Raw genomic sequence first — 429 nt, 5'->3', positions numbered from 1 at the left:
GGCTGACCGCCGTCGCCACCTGGGCCGTGCTCGGCGGGACCTCGCTGGTGGGGGAGAGTGCCGCGCTGGCCGCGTCGCTCGACTCCGGTGACCTGGCCGCCGCCCGCGCCCGGATCCCGCACCTGTGCGCGCGCGACCCGGAGCTGCTCGACGCCGACGGCATGGCCCGCGCCGGGACCGAGTCGCTGGCCGAGAACACCTCCGACGCCGTCGTCGGGCCGCTGGTGTGGGGCGCGGTCGCCGGCATCCCGGGGCTGCTGGGCTACCGAGCGGTGAACACCCTCGACGCGATGGTCGGCTACCGCTCCGCCCGGCACGCCCGCTTCGGGTGGGCCTCGGCCCGTCTCGACGACGTGGTCAACCTGGGCCCGGCCCGGGTCACCGCGGTGGTCACGGTGGCCGTCGCGCCGCTGGTGGGCGGCTCGCCGG

General features: G+C 78.1%; 1 protein-coding gene. It reads left to right on the top strand.

Features of this window, described 5'->3' with window-relative positions; all coding sequences use genetic code 11:
- Positions 1 to 429 (top strand): cobalamin biosynthesis protein (locus tag GTW08_RS03910; RefSeq protein ID WP_202416361.1); only part of this gene is annotated, 429 nt, incomplete at both ends.

Source organism: Pseudonocardia sp. SID8383 (assembly GCF_009864975.1).
GTDB classification, from domain to species: Bacteria; Actinomycetota; Actinomycetes; order Mycobacteriales; family Pseudonocardiaceae; genus Pseudonocardia; species Pseudonocardia alni.
This window is presented reverse-complemented; position numbering and strand designations above follow the sequence as displayed.